Annotated in this window: 11 protein-coding genes; 7 read left to right on the forward strand and 4 right to left on the reverse strand. The window is 67.8% G+C overall.

Features of this window, described 5'->3' with window-relative positions; genetic code table 11:
• Positions 1 to 30 precede the first annotated feature (30 nt).
• Both A37E_RS0120775 and A37E_RS0120780 read right to left on the reverse strand, forming a co-directional pair.
• A complete protein-coding gene (locus tag A37E_RS0120775; protein ID WP_029558383.1) occupies positions 31 to 366 on the reverse strand; it encodes an antibiotic biosynthesis monooxygenase in 336 nt (111 codons plus the stop codon).
• Positions 367 to 407: 41 nt separating this feature from the next.
• Entirely contained in the window at positions 408 to 2,615 is a 2,208-nt protein-coding gene (locus A37E_RS0120780) for a TonB-dependent hemoglobin/transferrin/lactoferrin family receptor (RefSeq protein WP_081837707.1), read from the reverse strand.
• Between the two features lie 393 nt (positions 2,616 to 3,008).
• Between A37E_RS0120780 and A37E_RS0120785 the strand changes: the two genes are divergently transcribed.
• Genes A37E_RS0120785 through A37E_RS0120795 form a run of 3 tightly spaced genes read left to right on the forward strand, consistent with a single transcriptional unit; the run spans position 3,009 to position 5,763 of the window.
• Positions 3,009 to 3,902 carry an ABC transporter substrate-binding protein gene (locus A37E_RS0120785; RefSeq protein ID WP_245279397.1) on the forward strand — a complete coding sequence of 298 codons (894 nt, stop codon included), beginning with the start codon at positions 3,009 to 3,011 and terminating at the stop codon, positions 3,900 to 3,902.
• Entirely contained in the window at positions 3,899 to 4,984 is a 1,086-nt protein-coding gene (locus A37E_RS0120790) for an iron ABC transporter permease (protein ID WP_029558386.1), read from the forward strand. The genes A37E_RS0120785 and A37E_RS0120790 overlap by 4 nt, the downstream gene beginning before the upstream one ends.
• 2 nt (positions 4,985 to 4,986) lie before the next feature.
• Positions 4,987 to 5,763 (forward strand): heme ABC transporter ATP-binding protein, encoded by a 777-nt coding sequence (locus A37E_RS0120795; protein ID WP_029558387.1) that lies wholly within the window; start codon positions 4,987 to 4,989, stop codon positions 5,761 to 5,763.
• A 61-nt stretch (positions 5,764 to 5,824) separates the two neighbouring features.
• Here the strand turns inward: A37E_RS0120795 and A37E_RS0120800 are convergent, their stop codons facing one another.
• Positions 5,825 to 6,298 carry a peroxiredoxin gene (locus A37E_RS0120800; protein ID WP_029558388.1) on the reverse strand — a complete coding sequence of 158 codons (474 nt, stop codon included), beginning with the start codon at positions 6,296 to 6,298 and terminating at the stop codon, positions 5,825 to 5,827.
• A gap of 259 nt (positions 6,299 to 6,557) precedes the next feature.
• Between A37E_RS0120800 and A37E_RS0120805 the strand changes: the two genes are divergently transcribed.
• From A37E_RS0120805 to A37E_RS0120820, 4 genes are all read left to right on the forward strand, one after another.
• Entirely contained in the window at positions 6,558 to 10,061 is a 3,504-nt protein-coding gene (locus tag A37E_RS0120805) for a DUF3971 domain-containing protein (RefSeq protein WP_051679230.1), read from the forward strand.
• A 193-nt stretch (positions 10,062 to 10,254) separates the two neighbouring features.
• Positions 10,255 to 12,396, forward strand: coding sequence for a sodium-translocating pyrophosphatase (locus tag A37E_RS0120810; protein ID WP_029558390.1), 2,142 nt, complete (start codon positions 10,255 to 10,257; stop codon positions 12,394 to 12,396).
• A gap of 91 nt (positions 12,397 to 12,487) precedes the next feature.
• On the forward strand, positions 12,488 to 13,117 hold the full coding sequence (locus A37E_RS0120815; RefSeq protein ID WP_038193482.1) for a trimeric intracellular cation channel family protein: 630 nt from the start codon (positions 12,488 to 12,490) through the stop codon (positions 13,115 to 13,117).
• A 62-nt stretch (positions 13,118 to 13,179) separates the two neighbouring features.
• A complete protein-coding gene (locus A37E_RS0120820; protein WP_197023022.1) occupies positions 13,180 to 14,478 on the forward strand; it encodes an NCS2 family permease in 1,299 nt (432 codons plus the stop codon).
• A 37-nt stretch (positions 14,479 to 14,515) separates the two neighbouring features.
• Here A37E_RS0120820 and A37E_RS0120825 read toward each other — a convergent pair whose 3' ends face one another.
• Positions 14,516 to 15,331 carry an FkbM family methyltransferase gene (locus A37E_RS0120825; RefSeq protein WP_029558394.1) on the reverse strand — a complete coding sequence of 272 codons (816 nt, stop codon included), beginning with the start codon at positions 15,329 to 15,331 and terminating at the stop codon, positions 14,516 to 14,518.
• Between the last annotated feature and the right edge of the window lie 110 nt (positions 15,332 to 15,441).

Below are 15,441 nucleotides of genomic sequence, written 5' to 3' on the forward strand. Positions count from 1 at the left end.
GGTAACACCGTGGTTCGGGTCAGTGGGCCGTCAGGCCGCCTTCTCGCCGGGGGTGAGCGAGAGCACCGACTCAAATCCTTCAAACTCCGGACCGCCGATATAGTTCACGCGGTTGGATGACGCACCCGCGTCGCGGTGGGCGAGGCGGAAGGCCTCGGACTTGGTCCAGGCCTCGAAATCGGCCTTCCCGGCCCAGACGGTGTGGGAGATGTAGAGGGTGTATTCCTCCTTCTCCGGCCCGCGGCACAGGTCGAAGGCGACGAAGCCGGGCACGGCGGCAATGTAGGTGTCGCGTTCGCGCCAGACCCGCTCGAACTCGGCCTCGGACCCGTGCTTCACCTTGAACCTGTTGGTAGCAATGAACATTTCGACACTCCGAGTTGGCAAAGGGATGGGCTGGTGGCAGCCTATTTCACCGGATAGGGCGTCGCCGCCGCGATGGTGTCGGCGCCGATCTTGAACTTGAGGCCGGCCTTCGCGGTGATGCCGGCGCTCGGCAGGAACTGCTGGTACTGAACGTACTGCTCGTTGAAGAGGTTCTCAACGGAGAGCTGGGCCAGCACGTTCGGGTCCGGCTGGTAGCCGAGATAGACGTTCACGAGGTTGAAGCTCGGCGTCGGCTCGTAGGGGGAATCGGCGGGCAGGTCGGCCGCGGCCTTGGCCGCCACCCACTGCCAGCGCACCGAAACCGTGAGCTTGTTCTCGAAGAAGCGGGCGCCCAGCGTCGCGGCGATGTTGTTGGGCATCACGTTGGCGAGGGGCTGGCCGTTGTTGGTATTCTCGCCCTCGGACACGGTGGCATTGAAGCCCGCGAACCAGAGACCGGCGTCGTAATTGCTCTCGAACTCGAAGCCGCGCAGGCGGGCGTTGGCGATGTTCTGATACTGGTAGTTGGCGAAGGTGCCGAACGGCGTCCGGTCGTAGCCCACCAGCTCGATATAGTCCTCCACGTCATTCTGGTAGACGTTGGCCTTGGCGCGGAACTTGTCGCCCTTGGTGAAGATGTCGTCGAACCGCAAGTTCAGGCCGATTTCCTTGTTCTTGCCGATTTCCGGCCGGAGATACGGGTTCGGCACGAAGCAGAACACGCCGAAGCTGCCATCCGGGCAGAAGACGAGCGGAATGTTCGGCGGGTGCGCGCCGTTCACCAGCGTCTCGGTGACGGCCGGCGCCCGATAGCCTTCCGCGAAGGTGCCGTAGAGCGTCACCCACTGCCAGGGCGTGAGGCCTACCGTGATCTTAGGCGAGAGGTGGTCGCCGCTGGTGGAAACGCCGTCTCCGCTGAGATTGTAGGTGTCGTAGCGCAGCGCGCCGATGGCCTCGAACCAGGTGGAATAATTGGCCTTCCACTGGATGAAGGCACCACCCACACCCCGCTCGCCGGACGGGTTGTAACCGTCGCCGAAGCCGTAATTGTCGATATTGTCCACGTCGTCGTGGAAATAGTCGCCGCCGATGGTGATGGCGTTGCGGATGTCGGCGAAGGTGAAGCGCGAGGTGTTGTTGAGGTCGAAGCCCAGCGTGTCGATGGTGAAATAGCGGGGGTCGCCGATGGAGCCGGTGATGGAGCTGGGCGTACCCGCCACCTTGAGCTGGCTCTGCTTCACCCGGTTCCAGTAGATCTGGCTGCGCCAGTCGAAAATGTTGTCGTCGGGGTTGGTGTAGTTCCAGCTCGCCGTCAGGGTCTGGTTAAGAACGGTGGTGCCGTACTGCGTCGAGTTGGCGGGAAGCGCGTTGTTCACCAGCGCGGCGTTGTAGGTGGTGTAGTCGGCGTCATAATTGAGGCCGGTGATCTTCACCTCGTGGTGGTCGGCGGGGCGGAAGGTGAGCTTGGCGACGCCGGTCCAGATGTCAGAGCCGGTGCCGGGCACCTCGTTGCCGTTGCCGTCCGTATAGTCGCCCTGCGAGCGGTAGGTGCCGCCGAAGAACAGGTCGATGTTCGGGTTCACCTTCGCCGCCGCGAATAGGGCGGCGTAGCCCATCGGCCCGTTGGAGCCGAACTCGCCGGCGGATTCCACACCCCAGGTCTGGCCGGGCCTGATGATGTCGGCGGCGTCCTTGGTGCGGAAAGTCACCACGCCGCCGATGGCGCCGGAGCCGTAGATGTTGGCCACCGGGCCGCGCACCACGTCCACGTCCGCCAGCAGGCCGGGCTCAAGGAAGAAGGAGCCGGCGCCGGTGCCGTGGCCGAGCTGGGTGAAGTTCTGCCGCGCGCCGTCGATGAACACCGCGACGCGGCCGTAATCCTCCATGCCGCGGATGTTGATGGAGGCCTGCGTGGAATTGCCGTTCTGGATGACGGTGGTGCCCGGCATGCCGAAGAAGACGTCCTGCGTCCGCGACGGCATCAGCTGTTCGAGATCGTCCGGGCGCACCACGCTGATGGCGGCCAGCGCATCGATGGCGCGCTCTTCCGTGAAGCTGGCGGCCACCGTGATGGTGTCGAGAGAGATGGTCGTCGTGTCGTCGGTCGCGCCGGCCTCAGGCGCGCTCTGGGCGCGCAGCGGCGTGGCCATGAGGACGGCGCAGAGCGCGACGCCCGCGAGCAGCGCCTCTTTCCCGCGGCGATGCCTTTCGCCCTTGAACACGGCAATGCGCTGCGGTTCTCCCGCCATAATCCTCTCCCGGCTGATGTTCGGAGGCTGGCTGGCGTCGATCCGGAAGCCGGGGACGTGGCGGGCCGCAGGCGTGCTGCCTGAGCAGGCGATTTCCTGCGCGGGTGATTTCCTACGCAGGCTTCTTGCCTGACACGATTTGGCTACCGTCACGCCACGGAAGCGTCAAGAAGAATACATCCAACTTGCCAATGAACTGAAATAACGTCAGAGACTGTTGCGTGTCTGGCACGTAGATATGTGCCCGTTCGATATTGGAATAAATAAAATAGAGGCGAATCGGTCTCATGAAGACTCGCCATCAGAAAATGGAGTTGCTCTAATTCCATGTTGATCCGGCGTCAGAAAGATATCCGCGCGTGCCGTGTTGCGGCGCGTCTTGTCAGCCTTGGCGTGGTCGTCGCTGCCCTTCTTGCCGTCGCCGGCCTCGCGCCGCGTGTTGCTGCGGCCCAGCCGCAGGCTTCGCCGCCGCGCATCGTCTCCATCGGCGGCGCAGTCACCGAGATCCTGTTCGCGCTCGGCATGGGCGATCGCGTGGTGGCGGTGGACCAGACCAGCCGCTACCCCGCCGCCGCCCGCGCCCTGCCGGATGTGGGCTATGCCCGCGCCTTGTCGCCGGAGGGCGTGCTCTCGGTGGGGCCCACGCTGATCCTCGCCATGGAAGGCGCCGGGCCGCCCTCCACCATGGAGGTGCTGAAGCAGGCCTCGGTGCCCGTGGTCGTCATCCCGGACGGGCACGACAGGGAGGCGGTGCTGCACAAGATCGCCGCTGTGGCCAAGGCTGTGGGCGCGGAGGAAAAGGGCAGGGCGCTCGCCGCAGAGGTCTCCGACGACTTCGCCGCCCTCGATGCCATGGTGAAGGCGTTGCCGGAGCGGCCGCGCGCCGTGTTCGTGCTCTCCGCCTCGGGCGGCGCGGCGGTGGTGGGCGGCGCGGACACCAGCGCCGATGCCATCCTGAAACTCGCGGGCCTCACCAATGCCATGGCTGAGATCAAGGGCTTCAAGCCGGCGCTGGACGAGGCGGCAATGTCGGCGGAGCCGGAGGCGGTGGTGGTGATGCGCGGCGGCGGGCAGGTGCTCGATGTCGCGACCGTCTTCGCGCTGCCCGCCTTCGCCGGAACGCCCGCCGCGCGGGACAAGCGCTTCGTGGCGCTTCCCGGCTCCTATCTGCTCGGATTCGGCCCCCGCACGCCGCGCGCGGCGCGCGATCTCGCGGCGGCGCTGCATCCGGGCGCGAAGCTGCCGGAGCTGCCGGCCCGACCCTGGAACGCGGAGCCGGACCAATGAGCATGGAAGGCGTTGCCATGGCCACGGCGGAGGCGGGAACGCGCGGGCGTCCGGTGACGGCGGGGCTGACCCTGTTCGCTGTTCTGGCGGTTGCGGCCTTCGTGGGCGCGCTCGCCATCGGCCCCTTCACCATCGCCCCCGGCCGGGTATTCGCCGTGCTGTGGGACTGGATCACCGGTGCGGCGCCGGCCGGCCCCCTGCGCGAGCGCATCGTGGTGCTGGACGTGCGCCTGCCCCGCGCGCTTGTCGGCGCGCTGGCCGGCTCGGGCATGGCCGTGGCGGGGGCGCTGATGCAGGGCGTGTTCCGCAATCCGCTCGCCGATCCCAGCCTCGTGGGCGTGGCGCCGGGGGCCGCGCTGGCGGCGGTGGCGTTCGTCGTGTTCGGCGCGCCGCTCGTCGGCCTGTTGCCGCAGCCGTTGCACGTGGTGGGGCTGCCGCTCGCCGCGTTTGCAGGAGGGCTCGTCACCACCCTCGTCATCGCCCGCCTCGCGGAACACGACGGGCGCACTTCGGTGGCGACGCTCCTCTTCGCCGGCCTTGCCCTCGGGGCGCTGGCGAGCGCCGGCACGGGGGTGATGGTTTTCCTCGCCTCCGAGCAGCAGACGCGGGACTTCCTGTTCTGGACGCTCGGCAGCCTCGGCGGCGCGACGTGGATGAAGGCGCTGCTTGCCGCCCCCTTCGTGCTGGGGCTGCTGGCCATCGCCGTCGGCCTCGCCCGCGGGCTCGATGCGCTGGCGCTGGGCGAGGCGGAGGCATTTCACGCTGGCGTCAGCGTGGAGCGGCTGAAGCGCACCGCCGTCGTCGCCGTCGCGGCGGGGGTGGGGGCTGCGGTGGCGGCCACCGGTGTCGTCGGCTTCGTCGGGCTGGTGGTGCCGCATCTCGCGCGGCTGGTCATCGGGCCGTCCCATCGCGCGCTGGTGCCGGCCTCGGCGCTGCTCGGCGCGGCGGTATTGCTCGGCGCGGACATCCTCGCCCGCATGATCGCGGCGCCCGCCGAGCTACCGCTGGGAGTCGTCACCGCTTTGGTCGGCGCGCCCTTCTTCCTGTGGCTGCTGCTGAAGCGTCGCGCCTTCGTGGGGTGAGCATGTATCGCGCAGAGAATGTCACCGTCACGGCCTCCGGTCGTCGCCTCGTGGATGGCGCGAGCCTCACCGTTCGGCCGGGGCGCGTCACCGTGCTGGTGGGGCCGAACGGCGCCGGCAAGTCCACCCTGCTCAAGGTCATGTCCGGCGAGCATCGGCTCGCCACCGGGCGGGTGACGCTGGACGGTATCTCCATCCATGACATGCGGCCGCTGGAACTGGCGCGGCGCCGGGCGGTGCTGCCGCAGGCGGCGGAGGTGGCCTTTCCCTTCACCGCCGCCGAGGTCATCACCGCCGGCCTCATGGCGGGGGAGGGGCACGACCGCGCCCGCATCCTGCGCCTGCTGGCGCGGGTGGACCTGCCCGGCTTCGCCGACCGGCGCTATGACAGCCTGTCCGGCGGCGAGCGGCAGCGGGTGCAACTTGCCCGCATTCTCGCCCAGCTGGATGCGGGAAAGCCGGATGCACCGGGCTATCTCTTCCTCGACGAGCCCACCGCCAGCCTCGATCTCGCCCACCAGCTCACGGTGCTCAACATTGCCCGTGCCCATGCGGATGCGGGCGGAGGCGTGCTGGCGGTGCTGCACGACCTGAACCTCGCCGCCATGGTGGCCGACGAGATCGTGGTGCTGGCGGGAGGGCGGGTCCGCGCGGCGGGGCCGGTGGCGGAGGTGCTGACAGAGCCGGTGCTGGCGGAGGCCTTCGGCATTCGCCTGCGAATCGGGGTGTCCCCGCCCGGCCCCTTCATCCTGCCGCAGAACGTGCGGGCGGCGGGGTAGGGGCAGGCAGGGGGAGAGTGAGCCGGGCTCAGCCCAGCGCGGTTGAAGCTTTGAACTGGGCTTAGCCCAGTTCTTGAGCGGCCTTCAGCACCTCGGTGGCGTGGCCGTCCACTTTCACCTTGGGCCAGGTCTTCGCCACCTTGCCGTCGCGGCCGATGAGGAGGGTGGCGCGCTCGACGCCCATGTACTTGCGCCCGTACATGCTTTTTTCCACCCACACGCCATAGGCCTCCAGCATGACCTTGTCGGGGTCGGAGCCCAGCGCGAAGCCGAGGCTGTACTTGTCGCGGAACTTGTCCTGCGCCTTCACCTCGTCGGCGGAGACACCGAGGATGTCGGTGTCGGCAGCGGCGAATTCCGCCTTCAGGCCGTTGAAGGCAATGGCTTCCTTGGTGCAGCCGGGCGTGTCAGCCTTGGGGTAGAAATAGACCACCAGCTTGCGGCCCTTGAAATCCTTCAATGAAACGGTACCGCCCCCATCACGGGTGAGCGAGAAAGCGGGCGCCTTGGCGCCAACCTCCGGGAAACTGGACATTCCGCCTTCCTTTCGACGTGTTCGGCGCCATACGGGGCTGCTCAAATGCAAGCCCACAAGATGGCCGCGTTCTTGGGCCAGATGGTATCATCAAGGGAGTTGATCCACCTCATCTTTACGAGACAAGGGCAGGTTAGGGTCATTTCTTGCGGGCCGGAGGCGAATCGAAGCGCACTCCGGAGGGCACCGCGGGACCATCGCCGGGTTGCGGACGAACGGCCGGGAACGGCCGAAGCGGTAGAGGGAAGGTCCAGACGGAATGGAGTTTCGGCAGGAGAGGCCGGCGGGGGCGCGGCGCGAGCCTAAGCGGTCCCGCTTCCGGGGCATTGTCGGTGCGCTGACGCCGCGCAGCCGTGCCGCGCGCCTTTTTACCGGCCTGTGCCTCGTCCTGATCGCCCTCGGCGGCGTCGCTGCCGTCACCCTTTACGCGCTCATTGCCACCGGCATGGTCACCGCCAACCTCGCCACGCCCTATATCGAGCGGGCGCTGGAGGAGCGCATCGGCGGCGGCCACCAGGTCAGCATCGGCGCCACCACCATGGAGACGGTAGGCCACGGCGCCACCGCCGTGGTGGTCCACGACATCCGCGTCACCGGCCCCGACGGCCAGCTCGTCGCCAGCGCGCCGAGCGCCGAGGTGGAACTGGAAGGCTCCATTCTCTCCCTCATGCCCAAGGCGCGGCGCATCGACCTCGTGGGCGCGGAAATGACGGTGCGAATCGCCCCGACCGGTCAGGTGGCGGTGGCCACCGGCCGTGGCGCCAAGGCGATCCCCGCCAGCCCCACCGCCCGCTCCGCGGTGGCGCCCGCTGCATCCCAGACTGCGACCCCGGCCTCCGCTCCCGCCTCGTCGCCAGACAAGGCGCAACAGGCCGCCGATGCCGCTGGCGCGGATTTCGATCCGCTCAAGCCCGTCGCGCTTGCCCGCTGGATGGCGGACCTCGAAACCGCAGGCTTCGACGGCGGCGCTCTTGCGGACGTGGGCCTCAAGGACGGCACCGTGATCGTGGAGAACGAGGGCGCCGGCCGCCGAATCGTCTTCCAGCACATGAGCGTCCGGCTCGCGCGGCCGCCGGGTGGCGGTGCGGTGCTGACCTTCACCACCCAGTCGCCGCAGGGCGTCGCCACCGCTGTCGCGCGCATCAGCCCGGTCAGCAATGGCGAGCGCGCCATGGACGTGGCCATCCGGAACGTCTCGACCCGCGACCTGCTGCACGCCTTCGTGCAGGACCAGCGGCGCTTCTATATCGACACCCCCCTCAACGCCTCCTTCTCCGCCCGCCTCGCCCTCGACGGCGCGCTCACGTCCGCGGATGCGAGCCTCGATCTCGGCGCCGGCGCGCTCGGCAGTGGGGAGGACCCGGAAGAGCGCTTCGTCATCGACCGCGCCCGCATCGTGGCCAAGCTGGATGTGGCGCGGCGTGTGATCGTGGTCGCTCCCATCGAGGCGGTGAAGAGCCAGAACATCATCGAGCTGGCGGGTGAGATCCGCGTGCCGGCCAAGGCGCAGGAGCCGTGGCCGTTCCAGATGGGGCCGAAGCAGGTCGTGTTTCAGGGGCCGGAGATGCCCGAGCCGCCCCTCGTCATCACCAAGGTGGACGTGTCCGGCCGGTTCGATCCGCCCAGCCGCCAGATCGTGGTGGACCAGGGCCTGCTGGGCGCCTCCACCGCGAGCTTCAGCTTCACGGCGCTGTTCGATTTCGGCGTGCCGATCCCTTACCTGAAGTTCGACGGCGTCGCTTCTCCCATGCCGGTGGCGACGGTGAAGCGCTTCTGGCCGGTGAACATTGCGCCTCCCGCCCGTCAGTTCGCGGTGGAGAACGTCTCCGGCGGCACGGCGGAAGGCATCGCGGTCGCGGTGAAGCTGCCGCTCGACCTCATCGGCCAGAAGCAGGTGCCGCTGCCTGAGGACGGCGTGCGCTTCACCATCACCGGCAAGGGCGTGACGATCCGGCCGGTGAAGGGACTGCCGCCCATCACCAATTCCAGCCTCGCCATCCTCGTCACCGGCCGCTCGGTGCGCATCACCATGCCCGACGGCACAGTGGTGACGCCGCAGAACCGCAAGATCGCTGTGAGCGACGGCGTGATGCTGATTCCCGACTATTTCCCGCGCGAGCCCTCCGCGCAGATCCGGGTGAATTTCAACGGCCCCGCCGACGCCGGCATCGAGGTGCTGGGCATGGAGCCCCTGAAGGGGCCGCAGGGCACCGCCTTCGATCCCTCCACCACGCGCGGCCGCCTCTCGGCGCTGCTGCAGGTGAACATGATCTTCCGCAAGGTGCCGCTGCCGGAAGATCTCGACTATTCGCTGGAGGCGAACCTCACCGACTTCGGCGTGGACAAGGTGTTCCGCGGCCAGAGGCTGGAGGGCGCGACGGTGAAGGCCTTCGCCTCGCCCGCCGGCATCGTCCTGCGTGGCGAGGGCAAGCTCGCCGGGGCGCCGCTCGCCTTCGAGTACGAGAAGAAGAAGGACGTGGCCGATTCGGACATCCGCGTCTCCGCGACCCTCGACGATGCCGCCCGCGGCAAGCTGGGCGTGGACATTCCCGGCGTCAGCGGCCCGGTGGGCGTACGGGTGGTGGGCACCACCAACAACAAGGACACGCGGGCGAGCATCGAAGGCGACCTGACCCAGGCGCGGATCGCCGATCTCATTCCCGGCCTCAGCAAGCCCGCCGGCAAGCCGCTCAAGGCGCGCTTCACGGTGAACGACAAGGGCAACTCCGTCCGCCTCGACGACATGGTGATCGACGGTTCGGGCACCCTGCTGAAGGGCAATATCGAGCTGGCCGACAGCGGCGACCTGATGGGCGCGAACTTCCCGACCTTCCAGCTCTCCGACGGCGACAAGGCCTCGGCCAAGGCGGAGCGGGTCGGCTCGGTACTGAAGATCCGCATCACCGGCGAGGTGATGGATGCCCGTGGCATCATGAAGAGCCTCGTCAGCGGCCCCCCCACCGACAAGCGCAAGTCGCAGGACGTGGACGTGGAGGCGCGCATCGGCGCGCTCACCGGCAACAACGGCGAGGTGCTGCGCCAGTTCGATCTCTCCACCACGCGGCGCGGCGTCGAGATGCGGGATTTCACCCTCACCGCCAAGACGGGCCGGGACGGCACGGTGGCCGGCGAGATGCGCACCTGGCAGGGCCGCGAGCGGGCGCTGCAGATCACCACCTCGGACGCCGGCGCGCTGTTCCGCTTCCTCGACATCTACGCCAAGATGCAGGGCGGCGAGGCGTGGCTGGTGGTCGATCCCCCGCGCAGCGACAACACGCCGCAGGAGGGCGTGCTGCACCTGAGCGACTTCTCCATCAAGGGCGAGCCCGGCCTGGAGCGCCTCTCCAGCGCCGCCCGCGACAGCTCCGGCCGCATCGAGAACGGCACCGCCGCTTTCGAGAAGGCGCAGGCCCAGTTCTCCCGCTCCACCGGCAAGATCGTCTTTAAGGAAGGGGCCATCTGGGGCCCCTCCGTGGGCGCGACCTTCGACGGTTCGCTGGATTTCGCCGCCGACCGCATCAACATGCGCGGCACCTTCGTGCCGGCCTACGCGCTCAACAACATCTTCTCCAAGCTGCCGGTCATCGGCCTGTTCCTCGGCGGCGGGCCCAACGAGGGCCTGGTGGGCGTGACCTTCGAGGTCGTCGGCCCGCTGTCCACCGGTCCGACCCTGCGGATCAACCCCATCTCGGCCGTGGCGCCGGGCTTCCTGCGCAAGATCTTCGAATTCCGCGATTCGACCGGAACGCCACCGACGCGATAGCCCTTCCGATGCCCCGGCGGGACGGGGGAGGCGAAAGTGGAAGCCCCGCCCATGGGGCAATCGTGCGACGGTCTCATGAAACCGCCCCAAGGTGCGACGCTTTGCCCAAACGCCCCTTGCGATGGCCCACGGCACCCCTCACACTCCCGGCCCATAAACATAATTGGCAGGAAACGAATTGAGGGTGGGATAGATGCTGGCTCTGGTGCTCATCATCGCCTGCGGCCTCTTGGCCGTGGCGTACGGCGTATGGACGATCAAGGGGTTGATGGAGGCGGACCCGGGAACCGCCAGGATGCAGGAGATCGCATCCGCCATCGCTGAAGGCGCGCAGGCCTATCTGCGCCGGCAATACACCACCATCGGCATCGTGGGTGCCGTCATCTTCATCCTCGTGGGCGTGTTCCTTGGCTGGCTGGTGGCCATCGGCTTCGCGCTGGGGGCCATCCTCTCCGGCCTTGCCGGCTTCATCGGCATGAATGTGTCGGTGCGGGCGAACGTGCGTACCGCGCAGGCGGCGACGCTCTCGCTGGCCGGCGGCCTCGACCTCGCCTTCAAGGCGGGTGCCGTCACCGGCCTTCTGGTGGCCGGCCTCGCGCTGCTCGGCGTCAGCGTCTACTACCTCATCCTCACCGGCTTCCTTGGTTTCGCGCCGAACAGCCGCACGGTGGTGGATGCGCTGGTGGCGCTGGGCTTCGGCGCCTCGCTCATCTCCATCTTCGCCCGTCTCGGAGGCGGCATCTTCACCAAGGGCGCGGACGTGGGCGGCGACCTCGTCGGCAAGGTGGAAGCCGGCATTCCCGAGGACGACCCGCGCAACCCGGCCACCATCGCCGACAACGTGGGCGACAACGTCGGCGACTGCGCCGGCATGGCGGCCGACCTGTTCGAGACCTATGCGGTGACGGTGGTCGCCACCATGGTGCTCGCGGCCATCTTCTTCGCCGCCAATCCGGCGACGCTCGCCACCATGATCGTCTATCCGCTGGCCATCGGCGGGGCGTGCATCCTCACCTCCATCGCCGGCACCTATTTCGTGCGGCTGGGGGCGAACTCCTCCATCATGGGCGCTCTTTACAAGGGCCTCATGGCGACGGCGGGCTTCTCCATCATCGCGCTTGCCGTGGTGACATGGCTGCTGCCCGGCTTCGGGCCGATCCAGGGAGTGGCCTATTCGGGCACGAGCCTGTTCCTGTGCGGCCTCGTCGGCCTCGCGGTGACGGGGGCCATCGTGGTCATCACCGAGTATTACACCGGCACCGGCTATCGCCCGGTGGTGTCCATCGCCCAGGCGTCGGTCACGGGCCACGGCACCAACATCATTCAGGGCCTCGCCGTCTCGCTGGAATCGACGGCGCTGCCGACCATCGTCATCATCGCCGGCATCCTGTGCGCCTACGGCCTTGCCGGCCTGTTCGGCATCGCCATCGCCGCCACCACCATGCTCGGCGTCGCCGGCATGATCGTGGCTCTCGATGCCTTCGGCCCGGTGACGGACAATGCCGGCGGCATCGCCGAGATGGCGGGCCTGCCCAAGGAAGTGCGCCAGTCCACCGACGCGCTCGACGCGGTGGGCAACACCACCAAGGCGGTGACGAAGGGCTACGCCATCGGCTCCGCCGGCCTCGGGGCGCTGGTGCTGTTCGCCGCCTACAGCCAGGACCTCAAGTTCTTCATCACGCAGGCGGCGCCGGGCTCCTACTTCGCCGGCGTCACGCCCAACTTCTCGCTGGAGAACCCTTACGTGGTGGTGGGCCTGCTGTTCGGCGGCCTCTTGCCCTTCCTGTTCGCCGCCATGGGCATGACGGCGGTGGGCCGCGCGGCGGGCGCCATCGTGGAGGAGGTGCGCCGGCAGTTCCGCGAAAAGCCGGGCATCATGGCCGGCACGGAGAAGCCGGACTATTCCCGCGCCGTCGACATGCTGACCAAGGCGGCCATCAAGGAGATGATCATCCCCTCGCTGCTGCCGGTGCTCTCGCCCATCTTCTGCTACTTCGCCATCTACTTCGTGGCGGGCGGCGGCGTGGCAGGCAAGTCGGCGGCCTTCTCGGCGGTGGGGGCGATGCTGCTGGGCGTCATCGTCACCGGCCTGTTCGTCGCCATCTCCATGACGTCGGGCGGCGGCGCCTGGGACAATGCCAAGAAATCGTTCGAGGACGGCTTCGTGGACAAGGACGGCGTGCGCCACATGAAGGGCTCGGAAGCCCACAAGGCGTCCGTCACCGGCGACACCGTCGGCGATCCCTACAAGGACACGGCGGGTCCCGCCGTGAACCCCATGATCAAGATCACCAACATCGTCGCGCTGCTGCTGCTGGCGGTGCTGGGGCACTGAACCGCCCCGGTTCGCCGGGGTTAACACCAAGGCCGCCTGTCCCTGCCGGGGCAGGCGGCGTTTTTGCGCGGGGGCTATCCTGGGTTCCTACATCACGCCGCAGACCCTGCTCCACATCCTCTATCTCGTCGCCATCGTGGCCGAGGCCATGACGGCCGCGCTTGCCGCCGGACGGCGGGAGATGGACTGGGTGGGCGTGTTCCTGCTCGGCTGCGTCACCGCGCTGGGCGGCGGCTCGGTGCGGGACGTGCTGCTCGGCAACTACCCGCTCTCGTGGGTGGCGCACCCCTCCTACCTCATCGTCACCGGCGGGGCGGCGCTGGGCACGGTCTTCCTCGCGCGGGTCATGGACCATCTGCGGCAGGTGTTCCTGTTTCTGGACGCGGTGGGCCTCGTGGTGTTCACCGTCATCGGCTGCAACGTGGCCATCGGGTTGGGATTGCCCGTCATCGTGGTGATCGCGGCGGGCATGATCACCGGCTGCGTCGGCGGCGTGCTGCGGGACGTGCTGTGCAACGAGGTGCCGCTGCTGTTCCGCGCCGAGCTTTACGCCACCGTCTCGATCCTGACGGGGCTGCTCTACGTGGCCGGGCCGCTGGCCGGGCTGCCGCAGCCGCTCACCATGGCCATCGCCATGGCCGCCGGCCTGACCCTGCGCCTGCTGGCCCTGCGCTTCGGCTGGAGCATGCCGAAATTCGTCTACACGCAGGATCTGCATTAGCGCCTGCACGGCGCGAACGTTGCTGCTAGCCTCTTCCCCGATACGGGCAGGGCAAGCTTCACATGCGCGGACTGATCGAGCGCGTCTTCCAGCTGGAGGCGCACGGCACCACCATCCCGACCGAGGTGGTGGCGGGCATCACCACGTTTCTCACCATGGCCTATATTGTGGTGGTGAACCCGCAGATCATGGCGCAGGCGGGCATCGACGCCGGCGCGGCCTTCACCGCCACCTGCCTCTCGGCGGCGTTCGGCTCGGCCATGATGGGGATCATCGCGAACTATCCCATCGCCGTGGCGCCGGCCATGGGCATCAACGCCTATTTCACCTTCACCGTGGTGCTGGGCATGGGCGTGCCGTGGCAGCAGGCGCTGGGGGCGGTGTTCGTCTCGGGCGTGCTGTTCCTGGCGCTCAGCCTGTTCAAGGTGCGGGAGTGGCTGCTCAATTCCATCCCCATGTCGCTCAAGCTCGGCATGGGCACGGGCATCGGCCTGTTCCTCGCGCTGCTCGGCCTCAAGGGCATGGGCGTGGTGGTGGCGAGCCCGGTGACTCTGGTGGCGCTGGGCAACCTCGCCTCGCCCTCCACCTTCATCGCCTGCGGCGGATTCCTGCTCATGAGCGGCCTTGCGGCGCGGGGCGTGCCGGGGGCTATCCTCATCGGGATCGCGGTGGCGACATTGGCCGGCGTGCCGTTCGGCCTCGTCTCCTTCTCGGGCATCGTCTCGGCTCCGCCCTCGCTGGCGCCGACGCTGCTCCAGCTCGACATCGCCGGCGTGCTGCGGCTGTCCATGACCGGGGTGATCGCGGCGCTGTTCCTGCTCGTGCTGCTGGACAACATGGGCACGCTCATCGCCACCCTCTACAAGGGCGGTCTGATGCGGGAGGACGGCTCCGTGCCGCGCCTCGGCCGGGTGCTGATCGCCGATTCGGGTGGCGCCATCGTCGGCTCGGCGCTCGGCACCTCCACGCTCACCTCCTACATCGAGAGCGCCGCCGGCATCGAGGCGGGCGGGCGCACCGGGCTTACCGCCGTGGTTGTGGCGCTCATGTTCCTCGCCTGCCTGCTGTTCGCGCCTCTGGCGCTGGCGGTGCCGGGCTACGCGACCGCGCCGGCGCTGCTGGTGGTCGCCCTCGCCATGATCGGCGCCATGGGCGACCTGCCGTGGGATGACGCCGCCGAAGCCTTCCCTGCTGCCGCGACGGCGCTGGCGGTGGTCTTCACCTTCTCCATCGCCACCGGCATCGGCCTCGGCTTCATCACCTATGTGGCGGTTAACCTCATCGCCGGCCGCTGGCAGCGCATCAGCGGCGCGGTGTGGGTAATCGCGATCGCGTCGGCAGTGCTGCTGGCGATCGAATAGGCGGCACGGGGCAGGGCGCGTCCGGGCCGCCCAGACGTCAGCTAAGCTGAAGGTTACGGAAGCAGTAAACGTCCAGTTCGCCGCCCGCGGGCCGGGGGATTTCCGCAAATCCGAGATCGCAGATCGCGGATACGACCTGCTCGGGCTTCTTGCCGGCCACAGCGTGGATTTCGATGACCAGATTGCGGCAACGCCGCAACGATGAGCAACTGCCCGAGGCGAAGATCTCGTATTCGGACCCTTCGATATCGATCTTGCAAAGATCGACCACCTCGTTCTCGGACAGCGACCGTCCGATCAGGTCATCGAAGGTAATTGCCTCGATCGCCGCATGGCGCCGCACGCCATGAGAGCTGTGCCCGAGGGATCCGGAGATCGATTCACCCGTGCTTCCCCTTCCGAAGTCCGCGTTGATCGTTCCAGCCTGGCCGGAGATGGCGCAATTGAACAGTTTGAGCTCGGCGTCGAAGTTCTGAACGAGATTGAGCTGCATTCGCGCGAACACCCGTGGGTTCATTTCCACGGCAACAATCTTCCGGAGCGCGAAACCCATGTCGGAAAGAAGAATGGGGAATCCACCACCGTTCGAGCCAATATCGACCAGCGTCAGGGGACCCTTGAGCGCCATCTGGGGGATCAGGAGACGGTACATCGGACTGGTAAGACAGGCTCGCGTCCCGGTCTCGTCACCGCCATGGTGGTCGATCACGAATTCCATACCGTTCTTCCGGTAGGTAATCATGCCGGTACCACGGAACAGCAATCTCGTGGCCACAACCTCCCAGCGATTATCGAAGTGCATGATCGCGCGAAGACCAGCCTTCGAATTATGCAACTTGCGGGACAGGTCCATGCGTATCGCCTCCGGCGCGAGCCTGCTGAGGCAGGCGAGAATAATAGGATTAAGGTCCTGATGGGACAATCTTGGGGGACCGCGACGACGCCCCCGGCGAAGGGAACCCG

Origin of the sequence: Xanthobacter sp. 91 (assembly GCF_000702385.1) — a bacterium.
Lineage (GTDB): Bacteria > Pseudomonadota > Alphaproteobacteria > Rhizobiales > Xanthobacteraceae > Xanthobacter > Xanthobacter aminoxidans.